The sequence below is a fragment of the Methylobacterium sp. JK268 genome, from assembly GCF_054052225.1.
In genome coordinates, this window is the sequence record NZ_JBSVZN010000018.1 from 106120 (window position 1) to 121553 (window position 15434).

Sequence of the window (15434 nt, forward strand, 5' to 3'; positions counted from 1 at the left end):
CGCTCCCGTCGTCCGGAACAGGGAAGGGGGAGATCCGGATCAGCCCTCAGAACTCCATGTCGAGTTCCTCGATCTCCTCCGGCTCGCCCTGCGCGTCGGCGATCCACTCCTGCATCAGCGGCCACGTCATGACGTGGTCGCGGTAGGCGGCGCAGCGGGGCGGGAGATCCACGTTGTAGGTGACGAAGCGGGTGCAGACCGGCGCGTACATGGCGTCCGCGACGGTGGGCGCGTGCCCGAACAGCCAGGGGCCGCCGCTCGCCGTGAGCGCCTCCTCCCAGATCTCCCGGACCCGGGCGATGTCCGATTGCGCGCCGCCCCACAGCTTGAACGCGGTGTAGCGCGCCCGCAGGTTCATCGGGAGGGCCGAGCGGAGGTTCACGAAGCCGCCATGCATCTCGCCCGCGACCGAGCGGCACCAGGCCCGCTGCACGATGTCGGCGGGCACCAGCCCGGCCTCCGGCCGCCACTCGTGGAGGTACTGGGCGATCGCCATCACGTCCCAGACCCGCACCGGGCCGTGGGTCAGGCGCGGCACCAGGAAGGAGGGGGAGAGGTGGAGGAGCTCCGCCCGGCTCGCCGCGTCGCCGGTGCCCAGCACCTCGACGGCGAAGTCGAGGCCGGCCATCCGGCAGAGAAGCCAGCCGCGCAGCGACCACGACGAGTAGTTCCGGCTCGACACCGTCAGCGTGGCCTCGGCCATGCGATTCCTCCCCGCGGGCCCGACGGGGCCCGCCCCAGCGTCAGCGGATCCAAGACTCGTGCCGGTGTCGAACTCGTGCCGGTGCCGAATTCCTGCCGGTGCCGACCCGGCCGTGCCGGAACCATAGGCGGGCGCGGTGAGGTGCGCCAGCGGCCTCGCCCCCGGCGGTCGCCGTGCACTTGGCGCTTGGCACGGCCATCGCATGCCTGAGATGATCGGGGAGAAGCCGCCGCGGCGGGATCGGCCTCGTCCGCCGGGCATCCGGCGCTCACCAATTGTGAACGGGATTGACGTGAAGTCAGGTGGTCGAGAGCGAGCGGTGCCCTTGCTCTCGTCTGCGGCAGGCGCGTTCACCATGGCGCGCGAACAGGAGTCCTCGGGCTGATGCTCTACGATCTCTTCGAGTTTCAGTCCGATGCCGCGGCCGCGGCGCGGTCCTGGGGCCACCTCATGCACCAGAGCATCTCGCCCTGGACCGACCGGGGTTACGGCGAGCCCGCGACCTGGCTGCTGGCGGCGTCCCGCATGATGATGCGCGCCGGCCTCACCCACGCGCGGCCCGCCTACGGCATCGACAGCGTGCGGGTGGGCAACCGCGAGGTGCCGGTGCGCGAGGAGGCGGCCGCGCGCACGCCCTTCGGCACGCTGCTGCACTTTCGGAAGGATTTGGACACCGCGCAGCCCCGCGTGCTGGTGGTGGCGCCCCTCTCGGGGCACTTCGCGACGCTGCTCCGCGCCACCGTGCGCACGCTGCTCGCCGACCACGACGTCTACATCACCGACTGGCACAATGCCCGCGACGTGCCCGTCGAGGCGGGGCGGTTCGGCTTCGACGATTACGTCGGCCACCTCGTGCAGTTCCTGGAGACGATCGGGGAGGGGGCCCACCTCGTCGCGGTCTGTCAGCCCTGCGTGCAGGCGCTCGCCGCCGCCGCCGTGATGGCCGAATCGCGCAACGCCGCGCACCCGGCCAGCATGACCCTGATGGCGGGGCCCGTCGACACCCGCATCAACCCGACCAAGGTCAACGACCTCGCCACCTCGCGGCCCATCGCGTGGTTCGAGCGCAACCTCATCGCCACCGTGCCGCGCCGCCATGCCGGGGCGGGGCGCCGGGTCTATCCGGGCTTCCTCCAGCTCACCGCCTTCATGTCGATGAACGCCGCCCGGCACATGCACGGCCACCTCGACCTGTTCTGGCACATCGCCCGCGGCGAGACCGACAAGGCCACGCAGATCGAGACCTTCTACGACGAGTACTTCGCGGTGCTCGACCTGCCGGCCGAGTTCTACCTGGAGACGGTGCAGACAGTGTTCCAGGAGGCGACGCTCGCCCGCAACGCACTCACCTACCGGGGTGAGCCGATCGACATGCGGGCGATCCGCAAGACGGCCCTGATGACGGTGGAGGGCGAGCGCGACGACATCTGCGCGGTCGGCCAGACCATGGCGGCCCACGATCTCTGCGCCAGCCTGCGGCCCTTCCGCAAGCGCCACCACCTCCAGGCCGGCGTCGGCCATTACGGCGTCTTCTCGGGGCGCAAGTGGGAGAACCAGACCTACCCGCTGGTGCGCAACTTCATCCAGTCGAACGCCTGACCGGCGGGCGGTTTCGGCGGAATCGCGCCGCTCCCGGTTGGAAATCGCCTTGAACTGGTGTATGGCGCAGCCAGGCGCGACGTGCGCCGGCCAGTAGCGGCAATCGCGACGTGTGCCTCACCCGGTCGGGACCGACCGGGCGCGGGGCGCATTCCGGTTCGCCGGAAGTCGCGAGGACGGCCCCCGGCCGGCCACGATTATCGAGAATTCTAGAGGACACACCCTTGCAGGTACTCGTTCGGGACAACAACGTCGATCAGGCCCTCCGCGTGCTGAAGAAGAAGATGCAGCGCGAGGGCATTTTCCGCGAGATGAAGCAGCGCAAGGCGTACGAGAAGCCCTCCGTGCGCAAGGCGCGCGAGAAGGCGGAGGCGGTGCGCCGCGCCCGCAAGCAGGCCCGCAAGACCGCGATCCGCGAGGGGCTGATCGCCGCGCCGAAGCCGAAGCCGCGTCCCGTGGGCGGGCGTCGCCCGGCCGCCGCGCCGGCCCCGGTCTCGGCCCCGACCGGCACCGCCGCCTGAGCGCGTGACCCGGCGCCCGCTCCGGCGGGCGCTCTTCGGAATTCTCACGGTGAGGTCCGGCGCGCGAGCGTCCGGGCCTTGTCGTGTTGGCGCGTCCGCTCGCAGGAGACCCGAATCATGGCCTTCGCCTGCACGATCCCGGCCGTCCCGACGGTCCAGCTCGACGACGAGGCGGTGCGAATCACCCGCTGGGACTTCGCGCCCGGCGCCGTGACCGGCTGGCACGAGCACGGATGGCCCTACGTGATCGTGATGGTGACGCCCGGGACCCTGCGCGTCCACGACGGCAGCGCCGTGAGTGAGACGGCGCTCGCCCAGGGCCAGTCGTACCGCCGCCCCGCCGGCATCCGCCACGACGTGATGAACGGGTCGGACCACCCGATCGCCTTCGTGGAGATCGAGCTGAAGCGGGCCGGCGCGCTGTAGGGTCGGGCCGCCCGCAAACGCGAACGGCCGGGGCGAGGCCCCGGCCGCTGCGAGTCTCGGACCCGGCGTGCGGATCAGCGCAGGAGCTGCAGCACGCTCTGCTGGGCCGTGTTGGCCAGCGACAGCGCCGAGATGCCGAGCGAGTTGCGGGTGTTCAGCGCCTGCGAGTTCGCCGCTTCCTCGTTGAGGTCGGCGTTCGTCAGGTTGGCCGCGCCCGTGTCCAGCACGTTGACCAGCTGCTTGGTGAAGTCCTGCCGGTTCTGCACCACCGCGAGGTTGGCGCCGAGCGACGAGGCCTGGTTCTTCAGGGTGCTGGTGGCGGTGCTGATCGTGGCGATCACCTTGTTGATCGCGTTGCTCTCCTGGAAGTCGGTCTGGCCGATCGCCGAGAGGCCGAGGTTCGCCGCGGTGACGGTCGAGCCCGTCACCGAGAGCGAGGACGTGTTCTTCTCGTTGAAGTTGATCTTCAGCGTATCGCCAGCGAGCAGGTTGACGCCGTTATAGCCGGAATCCGCTGCGAGCTGGTCGATCTGCGAGAGCAGGTTGTTGTAGGTGGTGACCAGCCCGTTGCGGGCCGTGAGCCCGTCGCCGCCGATCGTCGCCGAGGAGGTGACGGTGGTGAACGGGTTGCCGGTGCCGGTCGCGAGGACCGTGAGGTTCTCGGCGCCGGCCTCGTTGCTGGTGGTGATCTTGAGCTGGCCGGTGGTGGCGTCGAGCGAGGCCTGCGCGTTGGCCGGCGCCAGCGCGGCGTTGAGGTCGCTGAGGCTGGAGATCTGACCCGCGGCGGTGCCGAAGGTCAGCGACAGGGCCGAGCCGGAGCCGACCTGGACCGAGATCGTCTTGTTGTCGAGGGCGCTCTTGGTGAAGGTCGTGCCCGTCGTCGAGCCCTGGCCCGCTCCGAAGCTGGTGGTGGAGAAGCCGAGCTTGCTCACCAGCGAGGTGGCGGTGCCGCCGTTGCCGAGCGTGATCGCGGTGGCCGGGTCGGCCGCCGTGAAGCTGAACTTCTGGGCGCTGGCGTCGTAGCTGGCGCTGACCGTGCCGCCGGTGGCGGTGCTGACCTTCTGGGCGAGCGAGACCAGGGTGTCTTTGCGCGAGACCGTCACGGACTGGCCGTTGACGACGAAGTTGTCGCCGACGTGGAAGCCCAGGCCGGTGGCGAGCGAGGTCGAGGTGGGGACGAAGACGCCCGCCGTGGTGGTCGGGGTGGCGCCGAACAGGGCCTGCGTGGTCGTGTCGGTGCCGATCGTGAAGGCGCCGCCGTCGGTGGTGCCGTCCGCCTCGATACCGGTGCCGTTCGCCTTGACGGTCACGGCCGAGCCGGCCGCCTTGAGCTGCGCGTTGATCGAGCTGAGCAGCGCCGTCTGACTGGCGTCGTCGACGCCCTTGTTCAGGGTGACCTTGACGTCGTCGATCGTCACGGTCGCCGAATTGCTGGAGCCGAACAGGGCGGTGTCGATGTGCGAGGTGTCGCTGATGTCCACCGCGCCGACCGTGGTCTGGGCCGCGTTGCCGGTCGTGACGCCGATCTGATTGTCGGCGACCGCCTTGGTCGCGCCGACCGAGAGCAGGTTGGAGACGGTCGCGCCGGTGAGGGCGGTCGAGGCGACGCTGGCCTTGGCCGTGAAGGCGTTGGCGGAGGCGAGCGCCTGCTGGGCCACCGAGGTGAGCTGGGAGGTCAGGCCCTGCAGTTTGGTGATGCCGGTGTTGGCGGCCTGAATCGTCTGGATGCTGTTCGAGACGTTGTCGAGCAGCGAGGACAGGGCCGAGGAGCGCGACGACAGGGCGTCGGCCGTGAAGAAGTTCGTCGGGTTGTCGAGGGCGGTGTTGACCTTCTTGCCGGTGGCCAGGCGGTTCTGCGTGGTGGCGAGCAGGTCGGCGGTGTTCTGGAGCGACAGCAGGTTCTGCCGCGTCGCGGCGGACAGCGTGATGGACGACATGGGGCCGATCCTTTTCGATCGTATGAACCGTCATTTTGACGGCGCCCCAATCTGGCCGTTCCCGACCTTGCCGAGCCCTTAATGCGATCGCGCGATCCCAGGCCCCCTTTCAAGATCGTTAACGATTAACCATGAGAATGGCGATCCATCGTGAAAGGTGCGCCCATGCCGCTTCGCATCACCCTCAAGCCGCACGAGCGCCTGATCATCAACGGCGCGGCGATCCGCAACGGCGATCGCGCCACGGACCTCCTGATCGAGACCCAGGCCCGCTTCCTGCGCGAGAGCGAGATCATCCGCGAGAAGGAGGCCGACACGCCGGCCAAGCGCCTCTGCGTCACCCTCCAGGTGATCTACCTGGAGGACAAGCCGCCCGCCGTGGAGGACCTGCTGGTCCGGCAATCGACCGAGATCCTGCAGATGATGCCGACGGCGGTGCCCTTCCTGCTTGCCATCCAGGACGAGATCGCGGCCAAGCGCTACCACCACGCCCTGAAATGGGGGCGGGAGCTCGTCGCTCACGAGCGCGGCCTGCTGCAGGCGGCCGAGCAGCCGGCCGCGACCGCGCAGCCCTGAAACCTCCGCCTCCCGCCGGACTTGGCTCCACGCGGCCCGGGCCGCGCGGGAGCAGCGACGCGTCATGATGGAAGGGTCGAACGCGACCGCGACGGACCTGCAGACGAATCGCGGCTTCGAGAGCGCCTGGAACAGGGTCCAGATCGGCGTCGAGGCGCTGGTCGGCCTCGTCGTGGTGGCGGGGCTCCTCGGGCTGTTCGGCGACGGCTGGCTCGCCCGGGCCGAGCAGCCGCTGGCGGGCACGCCCCTGGTGCTGCGCTACGACCGCTTCCTGCGGGTCGGGGCGCCGAGCCGGCTCGTTGTCGACATCTGGGCGCCGGTCCGCGACGACGCCCTCGCGGTGACGGTCGGGGCCGATCTCCTGCGCAAGATCTCGATCGACGCCACGCAGCCCCGCGCGGAGGCGGTCGACGCCACGCCCTCGGGCGTGACCTACCGCTTCCGGCTCGGGCCGGAACATGCCGGCCAGATCCTGTTCACGCTCTCGCCCCGGGACCCCGGCCCGGTGGCCGCCAGCGTCACGGCGCTCGGCCGCAGGGCGGATTTCTTCCTGCTGATCTACCCGTGAGGCCCCGATGACCATCGTCCTCACCGCCGCCCTGATGTACGGGGTCGTCCTCATCCTGCTGCGCGTCACGACCCGGCGCATCATGCGCTCGGCCACGCCCCTCGACATGGCGGTGGTGTTCCTGTTCGGCGGGATGGCGGTGCAGCCGGTCCTCGGCCAGGACCGGTCGATCACCGCCGCGCTGCTCGCGATGGCGACCGTCGCCGGCCTCCACCTCGCGGTCTCCCGCCTCAAGCTCATCTGGCCGGCCCTCGGCATGGTGGCGGAGGGCACGCCGGTGGTCGTCTACGCGGACGGCGTCTGGGACCGCAAGCAGATGCGCCGCCTGCGGGTCGACGAGCGCGACGTGCGCGCCGAGATGCGCCAGAACGGCATCCGCTCCTTCGACGACGTCCAGTCCGCCATCGTCGAGCACACGGGCGGCATCACGGTCGTATCCCGGCGTCCAGATACGCCATGATACTTTGTCTCAGTATAGGTATCAGAACCGGCCGGGAGGCCGCGCGTTGGGCCACCGACTTCACCCCCGCCTGAGGAGGATGACCGGATGGCCGAGGATCTCCGCGCGCTCTACGTGACGGCGCTCAAGAACACCCACGCCCTGGAACTGCAGGCTCTGCAGATCATGGAGCGGCAGGTGGAGCGCCTGGAGCGCTATCCCGAGATGGACGCGGCCCTGCGCCGCCACATCACCGAGACGCACGGCCAGCGCGACCGGCTCGAGGCGGCGCTCGGTGCCTTCGGCGAGACCCCCTCGGCGCTCAAGGAGGGCGTGCTAGGCCTGATGGGCAACCTCGCGGCCCTCGCACATACTCCGGCCCAGGATGAGATCCTGAAGAACGCCTTCGCCAACCGCGCCTTCGAGAATTACGAGGCGGCGGCCTACGATTCCCTCATCACCATCGCGGAGGCGGCCGGCCAGACCGCGCACCTGACGGGATTCCAGCAATCCCTCAAGGAGGAGCTGGCGATGGCCCAGATCGTCGCCGATCTCGTGAAGCCCACGACGCAGCGCTACCTGGAACTCACCACGGCGGGCGCGAAGGCGGACCGGTAGGCGCGCGCGAACCCTCCCCCTCTGCGGGGGAGGGTGGTCCGGCCACCGCAGACATCAGTCCTCGTCGTGCCAGCGGCACTGGGCGATCTCCAGCGTCGGCGCCGCACCGGATCCGGTCACCCGGTTGACGAGGCGGTAGGTCCCCGTGATGCGGCGCGACCACCAGCCCGCGAGATTGCCCTTCAGCGGTTCCGGCTTGCCGATCCCCTTGAAGGGCGTGCGCATCGTCTCCTTGATCAGCGCGTTGACGCGCTCCAGCGTCCCGTCCGCCGCCTCCTGCCAGCGCAAGTCGTCGGCCCAGGCCTCGGCCGAGAAGCAGGGCCTCACGTCCCGCCGGCCTCGTGCCCCTGAGGCTCGATCAGGTCGCGCTCGGCGCCGCGCCCGGCCTCGAGTTGCGCGATCGACCGCATCAGGCGCCGCGCATTGGCGGGCGTGCCGAGGAGATGCATCGTCTCGATCAAGTCCTCCAGCTCCGCGACCGGCAGGATCGCCATCTCGGGATGCCCCTGGCGCGTGACCACCAAGTGCTCGCGATCCTGCTCGACCCGATCGAAGTGGCGCGCGAGGTTCTGGCGCAGCTCCGTGAAGCTCACCTGGGCCATGGCTGATCCCTGCCTGTCCGCAGATGTGTCCATCTGGGGCGGCACGGCGCGGCGCAGGCGATCCCGACCGCCCGGCGCGCTGCACCCCCGCCCGCGGCGCGGGTGCACCCTCGCCGGATCGGGCCTATATGCGGAACGATTTCCTCCCGGAACCCGATCGTGACGCAAACTCCTCCTCCGCCGGGCGATCCCGCGGAGCGGCCCGGCCTCGTCGAGACCTACCGCCGCCTCTGGCCCCATCTCTGGCCCCACGGCCGCCCCGACCTGCAGCGGCGCGTCTTCGCGGCCTTCCTCCTGCTGCTCGTCGCCAAGGGCGTGACGATGGTGACCCCCTTCGCCTTCAAGTGGGCGACGGACGCCCTCGTGGCGGCGGCCGGCGGCCGGGACGGCCCGGTGCCCACGGGCCTCTGGGCGGCGCCGATGCTGCTCATCGGGGCCTACGGCCTGTCCCGGGCCGCCATGGCGCTGCTGACGCAGGTCCGCGACGGGCTCTTCGCCAAGGTGGCGATGCACGCCGTGCGCCGCCTCGCCCTCCAGACCTTCGCGCACATGCACCGCCTGTCCCTGCGCTTCCACCTGGAGCGCAAGACCGGCGGCCTCACCCGCGTGCTGGAGCGCGGCCGCAACGGCATCGAGGAACTGTCGCGCCTGATGGTGCTGACCCTGGTGCCCACCATCGTCGAGTTCCTGCTGGTGCTGGGCGTGCTCGCCTGGGAGTTCGACCTGCGCTACTCGCTGGTCGTGCTGGCGATGGTCGCGGCCTATCTGGGCTTCACCTACAAGGCGACGGAGTGGCGGATCGCCATCCGCAAGCGGATGAACGAGTCCGACACCGACGCCACCACCAAGGCGGTCGACTCGCTCCTCAACTACGAGACGGTGAAGTACTTCGGTGCGGAGGCGCGCGAGACCGCCCGCTACGACGTCTCGATGGCGAAGTACGAGACCTCCTCGACCCAGACCTACGTCTCGCTGGCGGTGCTCAACGCCGGGCAGGCGGTGATCTTCACGGCCGGCATGACGGTGGTGATGTGGATGTCCGCGCGCGACATCATGGCGGGGCGGGCGACGATCGGCGGCTTCGTGCTCGTCAACGCGATGCTGGTGCAGCTCTCGATGCCCTTGAACTTCATGGGCATGATCTACCGGGAGATCAAGCAGGCGCTGATCGACATCGACGACATGTTCCGCATCCTGCACCGCAACCCGGAGATCGCGGACCGGCCGGGCGCGCCGCCGCTGGCGGTCTCGGCCGGCGTGGTGCGCTTCGAGGACGTGCGCTTCTCCTACAACCCGGACCGGGCGATCCTGCGGGGCGTGAGCTTCGAGGTGCCGGCCGGGCGCACGGTGGCGGTGGTCGGCCCCTCGGGGGCCGGCAAATCGACGATCTCGCGCCTGCTGTTCCGCTTCTACGAGCCGCAGGGCGGCCGCATCCTGATCGACGGGCAGGACATCGCGGCGGTGCGGCAGGACTCGCTTCGCGCCGCGATCGGCATGGTCCCGCAGGACACCGTCCTGTTCAACGACACGATCGGCTACAACATCCGCTACGGGCGCTGGGAGGCGACCGAGGAGGAGGTCCGCGAGGCCGCGAGGCTCGCCCAGATCGACCGCTTCATCGCGGCCCTGCCCGAGGGCTACGAGACGCCGGTGGGCGAGCGCGGCCTGAAGCTGTCGGGGGGCGAGAAGCAGCGCGTGGCGATCGCCCGCACCATCCTCAAGGGCCCGCCGATCCTGGTCCTCGACGAGGCGACCTCGGCCCTCGATTCCTTCACCGAGCGCGAGATCCAGGACGCCCTCGACCGGGTCAGCCGGGGCCGCACGACGCTGGTGATCGCCCACCGGCTCTCGACGGTGGTGGGCGCGGACGAGATCATCGTCCTCGACAAGGGGGTGATCGTGGAGCGCGGCGACCACCCGTCGCTCCTCGCCCGCGGCGGCGTCTACGCGGCGATGTGGAACCGCCAGCGCCAGGCGGACGCGGCGCGCGAGGCCCTGAAGCGGGCGGAAGGGGAGGAGGGCGAGAGCCTGCGCGAGCATCTCGAGCCGGGCGAGATCCCGCCGCCGCCCGCCAAGGCCCCGGAGCCGGCCTCGGTGGTGTGAGCCGCCGCACTTCGCCGGGGGCCTCCGCCCTCTGCGGGCTCGCGGAGTCACACTTCGGTTCGTGCGCATGCCCTCTCCCCGCGTGCGGCTTACCCATTCACACTTCGCCGGATGAGGCGCGGGTTTCTCCTCTCCCCGCGTGCGGAGAGAGGGCTGCGGACCCCTTGTCGGGTCCGCAGCGAGCCCGAAGGGCGAGGGTGAGGGGGCGGCTCAGGATGTGGCTCCTCCGGAACTGCCCCCTCACCTTCGGCTGCCGCCTCGTCTCACCCCCCACAAGGGGGGCTCGACCCTCTCCCCGCACGCGGGGAGATGGCATGCGCACGACCCGAAATGTGAATCCGCAAGCCGCGTGCGGGGAGAGGCGAAACCCGCGCCTCCTTCGGCGAAGGGTGACGATGCAAGTCCGCCGAGGGGAGCGCCGCCCCGCCACCTCTCCTTAAGGAACCTCCGGCACGCTCGGGCGGATCGTCGCCGGGACCTGCACCGTGCCCTCCGCCCCGTCCCCGCTCGCCGCGCGCATCCTCCTGTCCGTGAGCGGGCGCTTCGCCGCCGCGCGGGTCGCCCTCGCCCTCTCGGGCTTCCTGCTCTTCTCCCTGCCGCCGCTCGTCGCGCGCATCGCGCTGCCTCGGCTCGGCGACGCGCCCGCGACCTGGTCGGTGGCCCTGGTGTTCCTGCAGGCGGTCCTCTGCGCCGGATTCCTCGGCGCGCAGGCCATCGCCCGCGTCCTCACGGCGGGCCAGGCGCTCGGGCTGCGCCTCGCCCTCATGGCCGCGTCGGTCCCGCTCCTGCCGCCCCACCTGCCGACGGCCTTCGCGCAGCGTCCGCCGGCCGGCGCCGAAGCGCCCTGGGCGTTGGCCCTGTTCGCCGCGGCGGCAGGATTGCCGGCCGTCGTCCTGGCGCTGCAGGGGCCGCTCCTCCAGATGGGCTTCGCCCGCGCGGTGCCGGACCGGATCCGGGACCTGCCGCGCCTGTCGACGGCGTGGCAGGGCGGGGCCGTCGCGGCGCTCCTCGCCGATCCGCTGTTGGTCGAACCCTTCCTGTCCGTTCCCGCCGCCTCCCTCGCCTGGACCATCGGCTTCGGCCTGCTGGCCGCTCCGCTCGCCCTCGCCGGCTGGCCGGGCGCCGCCCCGCCGCCGCCCGGTCCGGCCGCACCGCGCGCCGCGCCCGTGACGGCCGGCCTGCGGGCGGGCTGGATCGCCCTCGCGGCGGTCCCGGCCGCGCTCCTGGTCGCCGTCTCGGGCGTCCTCGCCGCCGCGGTCGCGGCCGCGCCGCTCGCCTACGCGCTCCCGTTGGCGCTCTACGTCCTGAGCTTCGGCGCCGCCTTCCGGGACGGGTCGGCGCGCGCCCTGCGATGGCTCGCCCCGCTCCAGCTCCTCGGCACGGTGGCGGCGCTCCTCGGTCTCGCGATCGATCCGGGGCGCGCCGAGGTCCTCGGTCTCGTCCTGGCGCTGTTCCCGGTGAACGCCGTCCTGTGCCACGCGGTCCTCTACGGCGCGCGCCCGGTGGCGGCCGATCTCGCGCAGTACCACGCCTGCCTCGCGCTGGGCGGCGTCCTCGGCAGCGTCGCGGGCGGCCTCCTCGTCCTCGCCCCGGTGCCGGACGGGAGCGGGCTCCCGCTCCTCCTCGGCGCGGCCCTCCTCGCCCGGCCGGGTCTCCGGGCCGGCGGACGACGGCGCCTCGTGGAGGCCGCCCTGGTCCTGGGCCTGCTCGTGACCTTCGCGCCGCTCCTCGCCGGTCTCCCGGGCGAGAGCCTGCCCTCGTTCTTCGGCCGGTACCGCGTCGCCACGAGCCCCGACGGCCGGGCGCGCCTGCTGTTCCGGGACACCACCCTGCGGGGCGCGATGCGGCTCGACGGGCGGCTCGCCGCCGAGCACCCGGACGGGCTCCTCGCCGACGCCCCGGACGCGCCGCTGCCGGCCGCGATCCGGGCCATCCGCGCGGCCCGCGGCGGCGACCTCGGCGACGTGGCGGTGATCGGGATCGGGACCGGCAGCCTCGCCTGCGAGGCCGAGCCCCGCGAGGCCTGGACCTTCCTGGAGGTCGACCCGGCGGCGGGCCGCATCGCCCGCGACCCGGCGCGCTTCGGCTTCCTGACGCGGTGCGGGCCGACCCTGCCGCTCCTCCTCGGCGATCCCCGGCGGCGGCTCGCCGACGAGCCCGCGGATCTCGGGCTGATCGTGATCGACGATGCGGGCGCCGTCCCGGCCCATCTCCTCACCGTGGAGGCCCTGCGCCTCGCCGTCTCGAAGCTCGACCGGACGGGCGTGATGCTGGTCCGGGTCGCCCATCGTCATCTCGACCCCGCCCGCGCTCTGGCCCGGGCCGGGGCCGAGATCGGCCTGCCCGCGTGGCGCTTCCGGGCGGACGGGGAGGGGACGGGCGGGACGCTCCTGGCGCTGGCCCGCGACCCCGCCCATCTCGGGACGCCCCCGCGCGGCGCCGCGTGGCGGCGCCTGCCCGCCGACGGTCGCCGGCCCTGGACCGACGGGCGGGCGCCCCTCACGGAGGCCCTCCTCGACCGCTGGCGGGAGTGACCGGGCGGCGCGACGGGCGATTGACGGGAGGGCGCCGGCCTGCCATCCGCGGACGCGACCCTGCAGCCCGGAGTGCCCTGAGGCAGATGACCGACCTCATCGAGACGATCCGCCGCGTCCTCGTGCCGATCCACAAGGAGGGCTACCTCTTCATCGCGATCGGCATCGTGCTGACGGTGCTGGCCGGTTCCTTCGTGCAGGCTCTGGGCTGGATCTTCTTCCTGCTCACGCTCTGGGTCTGCTACTTCTTCCGCGATCCCGAGCGGGTGGTGCCGCTGGAGGAGGGGCTGGTGGTCTCGCCCGCGGACGGGCGGGTCAACCTCATCACCACCGTGGTGCCGCCCTCCGAACTCGACCTGCCCTCCGAGCCGATGCTGCGGATCTCGGTCTTCATGAACGTGTTCGACTGCCACGTGAACCGGGTGCCGGTCTCGGGGCGGATCGACCAGATCCACTACACGCCGGGCCTGTTCCTCAACGCCGAGCTCGACAAGGCGAGCGAGGACAACGAGCGCAACGGGCTGGTGATCGAGACCGGGACCGGACCCGGCGCGATCCGCATCGGCGTCGTGCAGATCGCCGGGCTGGTGGCGCGGCGCATCGTCGACTGGATTAAGCCCGGCGACACGCTGCAGGTCGGGGACCGCTTCGGGCTGATCCGCTTCGGCTCGCGGGTCGACGTCTACCTGCCGGCGGGCTCGCGGGTGCTGGTCGGCCTCGGCCAGAAGGCGGTGGCCGGCGAGACCGTGCTCGCCGACCTGCGCCCCGCCGGGGCCGTCCGCCAGTTCCGCCGCACCTGAGGGGAGTCCGCATGGACGACCATCTCTTCCCGCCCTTCGCGCCCGACACCAACGAGCCCCGGCCGCGGCGCTTCAAGCCGATTCCGCTCCGGATGATCATTCCCAACATGATCACCCTGATGGCGGTGTGCCTCGGCCTGACCGCGGTGCGGCTCGCCTTCGAAGGGCGCTTCGAGTTCGCGGTGATCGCCATCGTGGTCGCGGCCGTCCTCGACGGCATCGACGGGCGCGTGGCGCGGCTCCTCAAGGGCACCTCGCGCTTCGGGGCGGAGCTCGATTCCCTCGCCGATTTCGTGAATTTCGGCTGCGCGCCGGCGCTCATCCTCTACGGCTTCACCCTCCACCACCTGAAGTCGCTGGGCTGGATCGTGGCGCTGATCTTCGCCATCGCCATGGCGCTGCGGCTCGCCCGCTTCAACGTGATGCTGGACGATCCCGGCCGCCCGGAATGGCGGAAGGACTACTTCGTCGGCATGCCGGCCCCGGCCGGGGCGCTGACCGCGCTGCTGCCCCTCTACCTCCACTTCCTCGGCCTCGATTTCGGGCCGCGGCTCGCGCCCGCCTGCCTCGTCTACGTGCTGGTCCTGGCGATCCTGGTGATCTCGACGGTGCCGACCTATTCGGGCAAGACCATCGGCAAGCGGGTGCCGCGCGAATACGTGCTGCCGATCTTCGTCGTCACGGTGGCGGGGTTCGGACTGCTCATCAGCTTCCCGTTCGAGACGCTGGCGGTGATCAGCCTCGCGTATCTCGCGGCGATCCCGATCGGCGCCAACCAGTACCGCCGCCGCCTCAAGGCCGAGGCCGCGCCGGAGAGCGCGCAGGATCCGCTCGCGCGCTGAGCGCCGGCCGGCGGGCGGGGAGACTCAGCCGGCGGCCGAACCGGGCGGGGCGGCCCGCACGCGGTTGCGGCCCTCCTGCTTGGCACGGTAGAGCGCCCCGTCCGCCCGCCGGATCGCCGGGGCGAGGTTGGGCTCGCCGTCCCGCAGGGCCGCGACGCCGATGCTGACGGTGACGCGGATCTGCGTCGTGCCGATCCGGAAGGCCTGGCCCTCGATCGCGGCCCGGATCCGCTCGGCGAGGTCCGCCGCGGCCGCCTGCGGCCCGCGCAGGACCGCGAGGAACTCCTCGCCGCCCCAGCGCGCGGCCACGTCCCCGTCGGCGAGGAGGCGGCGCAGGCGCCGGGCGAACTCCACCAGGACCGCGTCACCCGCCTCGTGGCCGTGGCCGTCATTGATGGCCTTGAAGTGGTCGATATCCGCCAGGAGGACGGCGCCCGGCCGCGCCGCGTTCTGCGCCACGCCGCGCCGGTTGAGGAGGCCGGTCAGCGGGTCGCTCGCCGCGAGGCGCCGGAGCCGCAACCCCGCGCGCTCGCCCGCCATCGCGAGGAAGCCGAGATAGACCAGCACGCTGCAGGATTGGTCGAGGAACAGGGCCAGGTGGGCGCTGTGGTTGTCGCGGAGCGCGGCGGGGTCGAGGCCGATCAGCAGGATCGAGGCGAGGAGCATCGCGAGGTAGAGCGAGAGGCCGCAGGCCGAGACGAAGCGCGACCACAGGCGATCGAACTCGCCGGCCCGCAGGAGTTCGGCCAGGGCGACGCCCACCTGAACCGTCAGGCCCGCGAGGGCGCCGATGAGCCCGGCCGCCGCGCTCACGGCCAGCCCCGCCGCGTTGCCGACGAGCGGCAGCAGACCGCACGCGACCATCAGGCGCCGGTCGAGCGGCCGGTCGTTGAACAGCCGCAGGCCGCTCCAGCACAGGGCGACGCTGGTCCCGTACAGCAGGTAGGCGAGCAGGCCGGACAAGGGGACGCCATGGCGTCGCTCCCAGATGGTGACGCCGAACCCCGCCACGGAGGCCGCGATGCTCGCGCACCAGTGCAGGAGGTACGGCTCGGCGCGCTGCCGCAACCCCCAGATCAGGAAGACGATCACGTAGGCGCCGCGCGTGCTGGCGCTGGCGAAGTGCAGCGTGGGGATGTCCAGGGCCATGGTCGTCCGTGTCACGC

Annotated in this window: 16 protein-coding genes; 11 read left to right on the top strand and 5 right to left on the bottom strand. The window is 71.8% G+C overall.

The genetic code is table 11. The features are described 5' to 3' along the window. Window positions 1-46: 46 nt before the first annotated feature. A complete protein-coding gene (locus ACW9J6_RS19970; RefSeq protein WP_457118253.1) occupies window positions 47-703 on the bottom strand; it encodes a glutathione S-transferase family protein in 657 nt (218 codons plus the stop codon). 384 nt (window positions 704-1087) lie between these two features. On the opposite strand from ACW9J6_RS19970, the gene ACW9J6_RS19975 reads away from it, so the two are divergent. The 3 genes from ACW9J6_RS19975 to ACW9J6_RS19985 all read left to right on the top strand — a co-directional run bounded on the left by ACW9J6_RS19975 (window position 1088) and on the right by ACW9J6_RS19985 (window position 3249). After that, window positions 1088-2302, top strand: coding sequence for a polyhydroxyalkanoate depolymerase (locus tag ACW9J6_RS19975; protein WP_457118254.1), 1215 nt, complete (start codon window positions 1088-1090; stop codon window positions 2300-2302). 224 nt (window positions 2303-2526) lie between these two features. After that, window positions 2527-2823: a 30S ribosomal protein S21 gene (gene rpsU, locus ACW9J6_RS19980; RefSeq protein ID WP_457118255.1), complete on the top strand. Its 297-nt coding sequence runs from the start codon at window positions 2527-2529 to the stop codon at window positions 2821-2823. Between the two features lie 117 nt (window positions 2824-2940). After that, the gene (locus ACW9J6_RS19985; RefSeq protein ID WP_457118256.1) at window positions 2941-3249 is read left to right on the top strand and encodes a cupin domain-containing protein; all 309 of its coding nucleotides are present in this window, start codon (window positions 2941-2943) and stop codon (window positions 3247-3249) included. Between the two features lie 74 nt (window positions 3250-3323). Here the strand turns inward: ACW9J6_RS19985 and ACW9J6_RS19990 are convergent, their stop codons facing one another. Then, the gene (locus ACW9J6_RS19990; protein ID WP_457118257.1) at window positions 3324-5186 is read right to left on the bottom strand and encodes a flagellin N-terminal helical domain-containing protein; all 1863 of its coding nucleotides are present in this window, start codon (window positions 5184-5186) and stop codon (window positions 3324-3326) included. Between the two features lie 165 nt (window positions 5187-5351). Between ACW9J6_RS19990 and ACW9J6_RS19995 the strand changes: the two genes are divergently transcribed. From ACW9J6_RS19995 to ACW9J6_RS20010, 4 genes are all read left to right on the top strand, one after another. Continuing rightward, window positions 5352-5762, top strand: a complete 411-nt coding sequence (locus tag ACW9J6_RS19995; protein ID WP_457118258.1) for a flagellar biosynthesis repressor FlbT — start codon at window positions 5352-5354, stop codon at window positions 5760-5762. A gap of 64 nt (window positions 5763-5826) precedes the next feature. Beyond that, a complete protein-coding gene (locus ACW9J6_RS20000) occupies window positions 5827-6330 on the top strand; it encodes a hypothetical protein (protein ID WP_457118259.1) in 504 nt (167 codons plus the stop codon). A gap of 7 nt (window positions 6331-6337) precedes the next feature. Then, complete coding sequence (locus tag ACW9J6_RS20005) at window positions 6338-6790, top strand: DUF421 domain-containing protein (protein ID WP_457118260.1); 453 nt, start codon at window positions 6338-6340, stop codon at window positions 6788-6790. An 87-nt stretch (window positions 6791-6877) separates the two neighbouring features. Then, the gene (locus ACW9J6_RS20010) at window positions 6878-7387 is read left to right on the top strand and encodes a ferritin-like domain-containing protein (RefSeq protein WP_457118261.1); all 510 of its coding nucleotides are present in this window, start codon (window positions 6878-6880) and stop codon (window positions 7385-7387) included. Window positions 7388-7441: 54 nt separating this feature from the next. On the opposite strand, the gene ACW9J6_RS20015 is transcribed toward ACW9J6_RS20010, so the two are convergent. Further along, complete coding sequence (locus tag ACW9J6_RS20015) at window positions 7442-7714, bottom strand: Txe/YoeB family addiction module toxin (RefSeq protein WP_457118262.1); 273 nt, start codon at window positions 7712-7714, stop codon at window positions 7442-7444. Then, a complete protein-coding gene (locus tag ACW9J6_RS20020; protein ID WP_457118263.1) occupies window positions 7711-7989 on the bottom strand; it encodes a type II toxin-antitoxin system Phd/YefM family antitoxin in 279 nt (92 codons plus the stop codon). Before ACW9J6_RS20020 ends, ACW9J6_RS20015 begins: the two co-directional genes overlap by 4 nt. 159 nt (window positions 7990-8148) lie before the next feature. Here ACW9J6_RS20020 and ACW9J6_RS20025 point away from each other — a divergent pair, with 159 nt between their 5' ends. The 4 genes from ACW9J6_RS20025 (at window position 8149) to ACW9J6_RS20040 (ending at window position 14268) form a co-directional block, all read left to right on the top strand. Then, complete coding sequence (locus ACW9J6_RS20025) at window positions 8149-10092, top strand: ABCB family ABC transporter ATP-binding protein/permease (RefSeq protein ID WP_457118264.1); 1944 nt, start codon at window positions 8149-8151, stop codon at window positions 10090-10092. Between the two features lie 485 nt (window positions 10093-10577). Then, the gene (locus ACW9J6_RS20030) at window positions 10578-12626 is read left to right on the top strand and encodes a hypothetical protein (RefSeq protein WP_457118265.1); all 2049 of its coding nucleotides are present in this window, start codon (window positions 10578-10580) and stop codon (window positions 12624-12626) included. 86 nt (window positions 12627-12712) lie between these two features. Beyond that, window positions 12713-13426: a phosphatidylserine decarboxylase gene (locus ACW9J6_RS20035; protein WP_457118266.1), complete on the top strand. Its 714-nt coding sequence runs from the start codon at window positions 12713-12715 to the stop codon at window positions 13424-13426. 11 nt (window positions 13427-13437) lie between these two features. Further along, window positions 13438-14268 (top strand): CDP-alcohol phosphatidyltransferase family protein, encoded by an 831-nt coding sequence (locus ACW9J6_RS20040; RefSeq protein WP_457118267.1) that lies wholly within the window; start codon window positions 13438-13440, stop codon window positions 14266-14268. A gap of 24 nt (window positions 14269-14292) precedes the next feature. On the opposite strand, the gene ACW9J6_RS20045 is transcribed toward ACW9J6_RS20040, so the two are convergent. After that, entirely contained in the window at window positions 14293-15432 is a 1140-nt protein-coding gene (locus ACW9J6_RS20045) for a diguanylate cyclase (RefSeq protein WP_457118268.1), read from the bottom strand. Window positions 15433-15434 lie beyond the last annotated feature (2 nt).